This window comes from Autumnicola lenta (assembly GCF_031846515.1).
Taxonomy (GTDB): Bacteria; Bacteroidota; Bacteroidia; order Flavobacteriales; family Flavobacteriaceae; genus Autumnicola; species Autumnicola lenta.
Map to the genome: position 1 here is coordinate 120,227 of NZ_JAVRHO010000012.1, position 10,275 is coordinate 130,501.

Sequence of the window (10,275 nt, forward strand, 5' to 3'; positions counted from 1 at the left end):
ATAGAAATGAAAATTACTACATTCATTACCTCCCTGGTCTTTTTATGCGCCGGCATGTGCTGCCCACCCGAAGATGATCACGATTATGAAAATTTTGAATTTGATGCTCCCGGGTTAATTGAAATTCAAAACGATGGCAATGTTTTTAATCAAAATGACACCCTTTGGGTAAAAACAATCATCCCCAATACTTTATTTGATGAAGACGGTGAAGAAATTGACCTCCTTGAATTGAGGGGAATTAATCAGAACGCCTATTTAGGATTAAACCTATACCTGGAAAATGGCTTTGATCAGCCTATTCCTATTATACTTTCTGAGGATGAAATTTTTCCAATTACCGGAACGGTTACCTATCAATATTCTATAGACGTAAATACTACAGAAGTAAACGGCCAGATCCAAAGTGATTTTGGAATAGTCCTGAAAGAAAAAGGGGATTATTTTTTAGGATCGTCTTATCTTCCTAATCCACTTTCAGTTTATTTGGAGGGCGAAAATTACAACCAGATCCTAATCAACACAAACTTTGCAAACCAGGACAGTGACAGGTTTCAGTTTAGCGTAGAATAAAAATACATTAATTCAACAATCCAAAAAGCATGTATAAAAAATTACTTTTTTTAGCTTCTTCCATTTTATTTATTTCAAATTCTTATAGCCAGTTAAATATTAGCTACCATCAATCAAACCTTCCATTTATCGGGGTAGGCTACGATATTAGCAACCGCCTTACCCCAGAGGTAAGACTGGGTACAGATCAGTTTATTGATAATCTCTCCGTAGAAGCTGTACTTACCTATAAGTTTATTAAAAGGGAAGATTATGATTTTTATGGAGGTCTGGGTTTCAGGTATAATGGTTACGGTGGATTGGTAGCACCCTTTGGGCTTAACTTATATCCTTTTAATGAGAAGAAATTCGGTTTTCATATTGAAGCTGCACCTATACTACTGGATTCTGATATACTTAGAGGAAGTTTTGGCATACGTTACCGATTTCTATAAAGTAATACACGCTAAAAGTAGCTATGAAAAAAATTATATTGATTGCCTTTATTTCTCTTATTGGAACTCTTGAAGGAAGATCACAAAATTTAGAAGTGGGGTTCGGACTGGGAACCGGATCTGCATATACGTATGAAAACTTTGATAGTAGTGTTGATATTAATTACTCGCTACCGTTTAGTTCCTACCTTGATTTAAAATATTCAAACACAGAATCTTATTTTGGTCTTAAACTAAAATTTCAGTATTTAAACGCCGGAATTGAAGGAAGAAATTGGAAAAATAATAATGAGCCAATAGATGGCGACGTTACTTCCTTAACTTCTATGATTTTGTTAGAGCATCTCAAGGAGGATAACACCTGGAATTTTGGGTACAACTTTGGATTTGGATATACACATCAGGAATTTAGACAGAATTTAAACATACTATCTCCGGGAATCACAAGCAATTATATGAGCGTAAATTTTTCGGGAATTATCAGTTCTAAACTGACTGAAGATTTAGCCCTGCAAATAGAACCGACATTATTTTGGACTGATCCCGTAGGCTCCCTTCGGGCAAGTGACAAATGGCAAATTGCCGGAGAGGATATAAACATCTTATTGCAATTAGGGATTAAATATAAAATTAACTAGTACCGCGGTCGAATCTTAGTTCCCTTTAAAGAGGAGATTTTCGCCGGGATCTTTCAGAGACCATGGAGTGGCGGCGGGGACCTGGTTTTTTTAAATCAGATTTTAGTGAAAAACCACAACCCCGGTAGAATATACCTCATCACAGAGCAGCAATTCGTTCAATAGGTAAAACATTTAATGGTCTAGCTATTGATCAAATTTTCTAAAAGCAATAATAGGTTTATAGCACTTTAAATTTTGGGAAAGCTATCTTTGTAAACTTCCGAATCTTTTAAATTCTATTTTTGAAGATTTGAAAATATGGTAGCGCTAAAATAAACTCTATGTCGTTTAAAAAATTAAATACCCCCCTTAAAGAAGCACTTGACAGGCTGGGATATGAAAGTCTCCTGCCTTTTCAGAAGAAATTAATCCCGAAGATCAAAAGCGGAAAAAATCTTTTTGCAATCGCTCCCGAAGGTAGCGGAAAATCGACGGCCATTGTAATCAGCACCTTGCAAATCCTGGAAAGTAAAGCTTTTGAAGATGCTCCGCGGGCCCTGATTTTTGTAAAGAATAAACAGGCTGCTTTAGAACTGGAAGAAAAATTCAACGAGTTTACCAGGTATATGGATGTAAGGGTTTTTAGCGCTTATGACGAACCTGATATAGAACAGCAAAAAGTTTCCATTTATGAAGGTGTAGACGTGGTGATCGCCACTCCAAACAAGCTTTTCAAGCTTTTTAAGATCACCGGAATAAATGTGAGTCAGTTAAAGTTGTTTATTGTGGAAGATGCCGAATTCCTTCTTAACAGCAGGGATTTTAACGACCTGATCCGGATTCCGCCACATATTACCAAATGCCAGTATCTCGTTTTTGCTTCGGAATTCAATTCCAAGATAGAACGGCTGAAAGACTCCTTTATGTCACATTCTGACGTGGTACGCACGGCAAAATAGCTGCGGATTTTTCCGTAAGCTTTTCCAGGTTTTAGAGCAGACCATTTTTTCGGACGACATAAAGGTGGTTTATTTTCTGCACAAGAAACCTAAACCACCTTTAAATCGAATCTTTGCTTCTGAAGCTTTTCAGAACCTTTACAGAACTCCTGGTACTACGCCGTCTACTTTCCCATCAACAGAATTTCATTACAAATCACTTCAGTTACATAGCGTTTTATGCCTTCTTTATCCTCATAACTCCTGCTGGTAAGTTTCCCTTCGATCCCCACCTCTTTACCTTTGGGAACATAACTCTCGATTAATTCAGCGGTTTTGCCCCAGGCAACAATATTATGCCATTGCGTATCTGTTATTTTTTCTCCTTTGGAATTTTTATAACTCTCATTTGTGGCGATAGAAAATTTCGCCAGCTTTTTTCCTGATTCAAGATTTACGATTTCAGGATCATTACCTACGTGACCAATTAACTGTACTTTGTTTCTTAAAGTGCTCATAACTATAGAATTTATTGCAGCTGAAAATCATTAGTTCATTTCAACAGGACAAACATACTGCAGGAGGTTAGTGTTAATCGGTTGTCAATTATTTGCTTACGTTTACATCCGTTTGCAAACGTTTAAAAGCGGATGATAGGTTCAGACTCCCACGAAGAAGTGTGCTGATTTAAAAGCTTTTTTCTTAAAAGAAGGCGGAAATCTTTATCCTCTCAAGAAGATCCTGAATTTTAGTAGATTTGTGGAGGAGCTAATAAAGCTATTAATGGACAGGTGGATTTATTAATTTGTTGTGAGGCATCAAGGGCAGAGTAGGGGGCAAAAATCGAATTTTCGGCTATTTTGATTTAAAAGGTTTGGTCTGTAATCGGACTTTGAAACGGAGCCAATCAGTTTAATAAAGGTCGATAATTGCCATTTTTAAGACTTCTTTGCGACGGACGAAAATCTGCAAATTTTAGCTTATTGGTAGTTGCCAGGTTTTGCGGGAAGTAAAAAAAGCTACTGGTTAGAATCCTCACTCAAACGCAATTGGCGCTTTTTTTCGGTAAATTTGGATGTTTTGGCTTGCGGATAATTAAAAAGACGCCTCACAACAAAATATAAAAACAATGCTAAAGCCTGTGTCAAATCGAAATGCTGTCGTGCTTGCTCAGCGGATTTTCCTGCGGAAAATCAAGCTCGCCCGCGCACAGTTTTTATATAAAACGTTGGCGATAATAATCATCAAGATTGTAACAGAAAATGACAGATCAATTTTCAATTTGTTCCAGATGTTTTAAAGATGAAGGTTTACAATTAGATGCAGAGAGAATTGGAATTAATAATAATAATAAAAAATGCGTCAATTGTCTTTCAAATAAAGGAAAAAAGTTAACAAAAGAATTAGTTAGAAAACTTTGCTATATATTTTTTGTTCGCGGTACAATTGAGAAATTTGATTATGGAGGGTTTCCTATAATTCAAATGAATGAACACAAAAGTAATAGAAAAAAAAGTGTTGAGTTATCAGAACATCTAGAAAAAGATGCAAAATTAATAGAAAGTGCCGGAGAAATTGGACTTTTTTACTATGCTCCTAGGTTCTGGATGTTTGGTGAAATAGAACCTTTAAAAGATTTACAATCAGATAAAAGATCAAAAATAATTGAAAAAGTTTTTGATTTATATCCAACAAAGCAAATTACAACAGGAGAAAGCTTTTACAGATTGAGATTAAATCCGGAAAACCCAGAAGATCCTAATGAGTATGATTCTCCACCAGACGAATTTATTGGAAACGGCAGACTAGACGATGAAAATTTACCATTATTATATGGTTCTCAAGATTTGCAAATTTGCATTCACGAATGTAGAACTACTGTAGAAGACAATATATACGTTGGAAAACTTCGACCTGAAAAAAATTTAAAACTTTTAGATCTCACAGAACTTATAGAGGAAGAAGAAGGTGTAACCGAGTTTGATAGTTTAGATTTAGCAATTCATTTTCTTTTTTTAGCAGGAAAACATTCTTACAAAATTTGCAGAGAGATTTCTAAAGCTGCTTTTAAAAAAAATTATGATGGAATTATTTACCCTTCTTATTTCAGTTTTGTAAGTAATGGACTGGTGCCATTTGAAACAATTTATGGGATTTCCATTAGGAGATATGAGAAGTTAAAAGAATATGCGAAATCACAAGTGATTCCAAATTTAGCATTGTTTGGAAGACCAATAAAAAACAAAATTCTCACCGTAGAATGTATAAATAAAGTACTGATTAATCAGGTTTATTACGACACAACATTTGGTCCGGCTGCTCATAATGGATTTGGTCCTATTCCAGAAGAAAATGAAATGCTGTGATTACTATCGCCAACATCGGTTCATCGCACATAATGGGTAAAGTAGAAAATTTGTAATTTTAGAAACCAGGAAAAAAAACAACAAATCCGACAAGTCCGCATCCCTACCCCTGCAAACTATATTAACAAGACCGTGTGCTGAGATCCTATGAGAAAAAAACAAAGAACCTGGACACTAAGAGCAGTTTTGTTTATTGGAACAATAATCTCGCTGTACTTTGTTCCCTGGATTATGGTTCGTGCCTGGATTTCACCCTTACCTAAAACAATTCAAGAACAGGTAAACAAAGCGACCGGCTATGGATTTGATGGAATTATCGTTTTTGTAGATGAGAAAGATGCAAAACCTGCATTTTATACTGCCGGGTATAACAACAGAGAAAATAAAATTCCTGCCGATCCTGATCTGTTGTTTAAAATTGCTAGTATTGATAAACTTTATACTGCTGTTGCAGTAGCTAAGTTAGTAGATTCCGGACAGTTATCTCTGGAGAAAACACTTTCCACTTATTTTCCTGAACTGGTAGAAAAAATAGAAAATGCCGATGAGATAACCTTAAGAATGTTGATCACGCATAGGAGCGGTATTCCCAATTTTACCGATACGCCAAATTTCTGGACTAATCCGCCAGAAAATAATCAGGAAGCTCTTGAAAGGATCTTTAATTTACCTGCCAATTTCGAGCCTGGTGAAGAATATGAATATTCCAACACCAACTATGTGTTAATTTCAAATCTTATAGAAAAGGTGACAGGCGCAAGAAAATTTGAATACATTAAAGCCAAAATCCTGAATCCACTTGGACTGAAAAACACCTTTGCTTCCATTCATGATGTCGATTTTAAAAGGCTAATGAGCGGGTATTATGTAGGTGTCGAAGAAGATATAAAAACAACGGACTATGGATCTATGTTGGCAACGGCAGAAGATGTAGGAATATTTTTGAGAGCATTAAATGACGGTTCTCTTTTTGAAGGTGAGGAACAGGAGATCTATTCTTCTATTTACGAATATAATCATACGGGGCTTATTCCCGGTTATCAAAGTATCGCTAAATATCACAAAGATATCGATACGGTAGTTATTCAATTCACAAACACCACTAATTTTGAAGGATACAACTGGGGCTTATCGGAAATTATGTATAACCGCATTATAAAAATTCTCAGGGATAGGAACAGTTAGAAGAACGCGTATCGCAAATACTCGGTTTTGCCTAGAAATTGTATTTTGGTTTCCTCGAAAGAAAAGGTTAACCGACAAAATTCGTATTCCTAACCTCCGCAACTATCTTACTACGTATTAATATGAAAACCCTTCTTCCATTAATAACGCTTCTATTACTCCTTAGCTGTTCTGAACAGAAAGGAAATAAGCAAGAAACTTCCAGTAGAAATATTGATACCACTTTCTTTAAAGCTGACGGATTTAATATGGGTTTAGAACTGGCATTACTATCCAACAACAAATTTGTTTTAAAAACCAGCATGTTCAGTTGTTTCGGAGGTGGAGAAATAAGGAAATTTGCAGGTTCTTATTCCAAAGATCAAACTCAGCTGAAACTCAAACCTGAGACTGTAACAATTACCGTTTACACTGAAGAATCTCCTATGTCAAATCCAGAGATTAGGGAATTACAATATGGACCGGACAGTTTAAAAACCAAAACAATTTTTCAGATTTTAGAATGGAACAATAATGAATATTTACTTTCTGAGCAATCCACTTCATTCTATGGGTTTGAAGACGAAGAAAGTGATTATGAAAATTTTGCTTATTATTACAATTCTGGTGATGAGCCTGAGGAACACGGCTGGTACCTGGTGAATGAGGCAGTAGAAAAAGATTCGGCGACTTCCAGCCTTGATTTAGACAAAATCCCTCCAAAATATCGGGGAGCGTTCCTTAAACAACCAATTGCTGCAGAGATCACAAATACTGAGAAGGTTCCCGAATTAGAAGACGAAGGTGAACATTGGCTAATTACCATTAATAAAGGAGAAGTGGATGGCGTAAATAAGAGTTTGATTTTCCGGACTCAGAACAGTGAATTCTTTATTGAACCAGATTCAGTTTTTAAAGAAAAAACTGTTGCAAAATCCTATATGTACAAATTTAGTACAAAAGATTATCCGGTGGGAACTGTGCTTAAAACGAAGTGGGAAGATTAAGCTGCAAACCAACATGAAAAACCTTCTTCTAATCTTTATCCTGATTTTTATCAATTCAGTTTTAGCACAGGAAAACGAAATCGACAGTTTAATGGCTGAAGGAAATACGGCCTTTAGCGCTTCGGACTTTCAGACTGCTAAAGAAAAATACGCATCGATCATTAAAATCGACTCCACAAAGAGAGATGCCTTGTTTAATTTAGGAGCAACTTATCTGAATCTTGGCGACAATACCAAAGCCTGCAGTTTATTTCAGAAAGCCTATTCACGTGGAGATATAGATTCGTATGATGTCATCATGCAGTATTGCGGCAAACTGGAATACTCAGAAAAGATGTTTCAGTGGCACGTGGATGAATCGTTCAAATTTGAACACGAGGGACAGTTTGAAGAAGTGATTCTGAACAAAAAGGAGATCAATCCCGATTTCATAGAACTTTTAAAGTCCGAAATAAAAAAGTCCAAAGAACTGAAACGTATAAAAGAAAAGGTCATAATTACCCTGAACGTTGATATCGGGGGAAACTTAAAAACAAAAGTCGGAGGAAAAATTAGTCCGGACCAAAAACAGAAACTTCTGGAAATCCTCCACACGATGACCGAATATAAACCTGCAACTTATCAAAACCGGAAAGTGGAACTATTCGGCGGAGGCTATGCTTTGCCGCTTATAATTAACAACTAATTTGTCATTTGTTATTTATAAGCCAAAAATTGCCATTTTTAAGCATCGGTTAAAAATCCGGTAAACAGGCAGGTTTGTGTCCCCTACTCCCGCAACTTGCAGTAATTAAAATCATTGCGCACAAGCGCTTAAATTGCATTAACAAAATTAAAAAAATGAAAATAGCCAAAGTATTAATTTATTTGATAACCCTTATTCTTATAAATAGCTGTTCACTTAGTAAAGCCGCTAAATACCTTAAAGAAGGAAAAACAAACCAGGAAAACTATAAAGTTACTTTTCCTTTCGAAGTGAACAAGGGATGGATAATTTTACCCGTAGAAATAAAAAATAAGACTTATAAATTTCTCTTAGACACAGGATCACCCACTCTTGTATCAAAAGAACTTGCTGAAAGTTTAAATATGAAAGTTATAGATTCTGTAAATGCTTATGATGTTTATAATACACCACAGCAAAATAAATATACAAGAATAGAAACCATAAAGATTGGAACGATAGATTTTGTTGGAACAACAGCCTTAATAAATGATTTTAACGCTACACCAATGTGGTCTTCTTTGAATGTTGACGGATTTATTGGTACAAATTTAATGCAACACGCTATCTGGGATATCGATTTTAAGCAGAAACAAATTACCATAACAGATAATGAATCCAAATTAAGCTTACCTGAAGAAGTAATTGAAAATAAGCTATTTATTGGTGTTGCAGGATTACCTTCTATCGCCGCTGAAATAAACGGAAAAAAAGTTTGGAATTTTCTTGTTGATTTAGGGTATAATGGAGATATCGTTGTACCGTTTTCTGAATTTCAAAAGCAAACAGAAAATGGTAAAATTTCAGATTTCACAGAATCTGAAACGGAAGGTGTTACTGGAATTTATGGGAACCAAAGTACAACAAGACAATCTTATACCGGAATAATTAATGAAATAGAATTTGGAAATTTTACTCTAAAAAATCAAAGGGTGTATTCAGAGCAATATTTAGGTAAGAGTTTTGGTCTGGATTTTTTTAGAAATTATCGTGTTATTCTCAACTGGAAGAATAAAAAAATAAAGTTGATAGAAAATAAAGAAGCCTGAGATTGTCACCTTCACGGAATAATAGTCTAAATGCCGAAAATTGCCATTTTTGAGGTTCGGTTAAAAGTTCAGTAAACTGGCAGGTTTGCGTCCCCTACTCCACATTTGCCAATCTGGTTTCATGTATTCAACATTAATTGCAAGCTTATCCGGCAGAAAAACGAACAGAAATATTTAAAAGGCCATGAAGTAATGTTAAAGACCAAAATGAAAGGACGAAAAAGTGTGAAAACTTCAACCGGGAATTTCAGTTTATTACTAATTTTCTTTTTCATGCTGTCGTCTTCAGAGCCTGCAAAAGGCCAAAATTCCGATTTGGAATATGGTCTATACAATATTACTTCCGGAGCAATTATAGGTGGAATAGGCGCTGTGATTAATAAGAAGCCGAATCAGAAATTCCATAAGGTTTTTCTAAAAGGCTTTTCCCAGGGTGCTTTGGGAGGATATATGATTTTTGAAAGTAAACGATTGATTAGGCAATTCGGCATAACTAACAACTACGCCTATGTATGGCCGTCACATTTGCTAAATGCAACAGGTGCTTCTATGATTGAAAACGGAGCGGCAAATCGCAGCTTTGGTGAGGAATGGCATCTTAATATAGGTTTTAACAGAATTGAATTTAATACCAAAGAAAATTTCAAAGTGCGGTATCGCATAATGCCTTTTGCGTTAATAGGAACTATAGAAAATGCCTTTTACGGAGAATTTAATTTGCAAAGAACATTAAAAACAGGATTTCCCGTTTTCACCACAGATCATATTGATGTTAGAGATTCCGGTTATGCGGTGATTTACGGGCAAACAACCTGGTCAAATTCAATATTAATTTTGGCTAATGAATTTGGCGAAAATTCATTAGCCCATGAAATTATACATGTTTATCAATATGGACAGTTTTCAGGTTTCAATAGTTATTTAGATAAACCAGTAAAAGCCCTTTCTAAGGAAAGTCGATTTTGGAAGCACTACAACCGAATATTTTATACAGATTTTAATTATCTGATCGCTTCAGGATCTTATTATTTTCTGGATCCAGATAGAAATTGGGATAATCCTTATGAAAAAGAGGCGCGGTTTTACAGTAAATAATTAGTCCCCTTTTAGAAATGGATTTCTAGCTTCATGTTTCGATTTTGGCTGATTGAATTTGAGGAGAAAATGCTAATGAAAGTTAATAGCTTTGCCTCCATAAAGAGCCAAGATTTAATTTCCTGGAGTTTTACTATCAATTTTCTGAAGTTAAACCCTGCAGCAGCCATCATAAAGTTCATACTATCTCCAATTTGCCCTTTAAGAAAGTTTCTGGCCGCTCTGTGATCTTATTTTAGGTGTCCAATAACGGGTTCTATGGCTGCTCTTCGGCGATGGTGTTTGCGTTTTTTTCTTTTCTGACC

At 35.5% G+C, this 10,275-nt stretch carries 11 protein-coding genes and 1 pseudogene; 10 read left to right on the plus strand and 2 right to left on the minus strand.

Annotated elements, in window-relative coordinates:
• Positions 1 to 6: 6 nt before the first annotated feature.
• From RM545_RS10195 to RM545_RS10210, 4 genes are all read left to right on the plus strand, one after another.
• Positions 7 to 573 (plus strand): hypothetical protein, encoded by a 567-nt coding sequence (locus tag RM545_RS10195; protein ID WP_311495220.1) that lies wholly within the window; start codon positions 7 to 9, stop codon positions 571 to 573.
• Positions 574 to 602: 29 nt separating this feature from the next.
• Positions 603 to 1,007: a hypothetical protein gene (locus tag RM545_RS10200; protein WP_311495221.1), complete on the plus strand. Its 405-nt coding sequence runs from the start codon at positions 603 to 605 to the stop codon at positions 1,005 to 1,007.
• 23 nt (positions 1,008 to 1,030) lie between these two features.
• Positions 1,031 to 1,645, plus strand: a complete 615-nt coding sequence (locus tag RM545_RS10205; RefSeq protein ID WP_311495222.1) for a hypothetical protein — start codon at positions 1,031 to 1,033, stop codon at positions 1,643 to 1,645.
• 323 nt (positions 1,646 to 1,968) lie between these two features.
• The gene (locus RM545_RS10210; RefSeq protein WP_311495223.1) at positions 1,969 to 2,586 is read left to right on the plus strand and encodes a DEAD/DEAH box helicase; all 618 of its coding nucleotides are present in this window, start codon (positions 1,969 to 1,971) and stop codon (positions 2,584 to 2,586) included.
• Between the two features lie 164 nt (positions 2,587 to 2,750).
• Here RM545_RS10210 and RM545_RS10215 read toward each other — a convergent pair whose 3' ends face one another.
• Positions 2,751 to 3,083: a single-stranded DNA-binding protein gene (locus RM545_RS10215; protein ID WP_311495224.1), complete on the minus strand. Its 333-nt coding sequence runs from the start codon at positions 3,081 to 3,083 to the stop codon at positions 2,751 to 2,753.
• Between the two features lie 744 nt (positions 3,084 to 3,827).
• Between RM545_RS10215 and RM545_RS10220 the strand changes: the two genes are divergently transcribed.
• From RM545_RS10220 to RM545_RS10245, 6 genes are all read left to right on the plus strand, one after another.
• Positions 3,828 to 4,931 carry an RES family NAD+ phosphorylase gene (locus RM545_RS10220; RefSeq protein WP_311495225.1) on the plus strand — a complete coding sequence of 368 codons (1,104 nt, stop codon included), beginning with the start codon at positions 3,828 to 3,830 and terminating at the stop codon, positions 4,929 to 4,931.
• Between the two features lie 147 nt (positions 4,932 to 5,078).
• Positions 5,079 to 6,116 (plus strand): serine hydrolase domain-containing protein, encoded by a 1,038-nt coding sequence (locus RM545_RS10225; RefSeq protein WP_311495226.1) that lies wholly within the window; start codon positions 5,079 to 5,081, stop codon positions 6,114 to 6,116.
• Between the two features lie 122 nt (positions 6,117 to 6,238).
• Positions 6,239 to 7,102, plus strand: coding sequence for a hypothetical protein (locus RM545_RS10230; protein ID WP_311495227.1), 864 nt, complete (start codon positions 6,239 to 6,241; stop codon positions 7,100 to 7,102).
• A gap of 13 nt (positions 7,103 to 7,115) precedes the next feature.
• On the plus strand, positions 7,116 to 7,787 hold the full coding sequence (locus RM545_RS10235) for a tetratricopeptide repeat protein (RefSeq protein WP_311495228.1): 672 nt from the start codon (positions 7,116 to 7,118) through the stop codon (positions 7,785 to 7,787).
• A gap of 155 nt (positions 7,788 to 7,942) precedes the next feature.
• Entirely contained in the window at positions 7,943 to 8,875 is a 933-nt protein-coding gene (locus tag RM545_RS10240; RefSeq protein ID WP_311495229.1) for a retropepsin-like aspartic protease, read from the plus strand.
• A 192-nt stretch (positions 8,876 to 9,067) separates the two neighbouring features.
• A complete protein-coding gene (locus RM545_RS10245; RefSeq protein ID WP_311495230.1) occupies positions 9,068 to 9,970 on the plus strand; it encodes a hypothetical protein in 903 nt (300 codons plus the stop codon).
• 134 nt (positions 9,971 to 10,104) lie between these two features.
• Here RM545_RS10245 and RM545_RS10250 read toward each other — a convergent pair.
• Positions 10,105 to 10,275: pseudogene (locus RM545_RS10250) on the minus strand (transposase); the annotation flags it as partial.

What these genes read in the sequence shown, in the direction of transcription:
- RM545_RS10195 (WP_311495220.1), top strand. Translation starts at nt 7, where the DNA reads ATGAAAATTACTACATTCATTACCTCCCTGGTCTTTTTATGCGCCGGC.
- RM545_RS10200 (WP_311495221.1), top strand. Translation starts at nt 603, where the DNA reads ATGTATAAAAAATTACTTTTTTTAGCTTCTTCCATTTTATTTATTTCA.
- RM545_RS10205 (WP_311495222.1), top strand. Translation starts at nt 1,031, where the DNA reads ATGAAAAAAATTATATTGATTGCCTTTATTTCTCTTATTGGAACTCTT.
- RM545_RS10210 (WP_311495223.1), top strand. Translation starts at nt 1,969, where the DNA reads ATGTCGTTTAAAAAATTAAATACCCCCCTTAAAGAAGCACTTGACAGG.
- RM545_RS10215 (WP_311495224.1), bottom strand. Translation starts at nt 3,083, where the DNA reads ATGAGCACTTTAAGAAACAAAGTACAGTTAATTGGTCACGTAGGTAAT.
- RM545_RS10220 (WP_311495225.1), top strand. Translation starts at nt 3,828, where the DNA reads ATGACAGATCAATTTTCAATTTGTTCCAGATGTTTTAAAGATGAAGGT.
- RM545_RS10225 (WP_311495226.1), top strand. Translation starts at nt 5,079, where the DNA reads ATGAGAAAAAAACAAAGAACCTGGACACTAAGAGCAGTTTTGTTTATT.
- RM545_RS10230 (WP_311495227.1), top strand. Translation starts at nt 6,239, where the DNA reads ATGAAAACCCTTCTTCCATTAATAACGCTTCTATTACTCCTTAGCTGT.
- RM545_RS10235 (WP_311495228.1), top strand. Translation starts at nt 7,116, where the DNA reads ATGAAAAACCTTCTTCTAATCTTTATCCTGATTTTTATCAATTCAGTT.
- RM545_RS10240 (WP_311495229.1), top strand. Translation starts at nt 7,943, where the DNA reads ATGAAAATAGCCAAAGTATTAATTTATTTGATAACCCTTATTCTTATA.
- RM545_RS10245 (WP_311495230.1), top strand. Translation starts at nt 9,068, where the DNA reads ATGTTAAAGACCAAAATGAAAGGACGAAAAAGTGTGAAAACTTCAACC.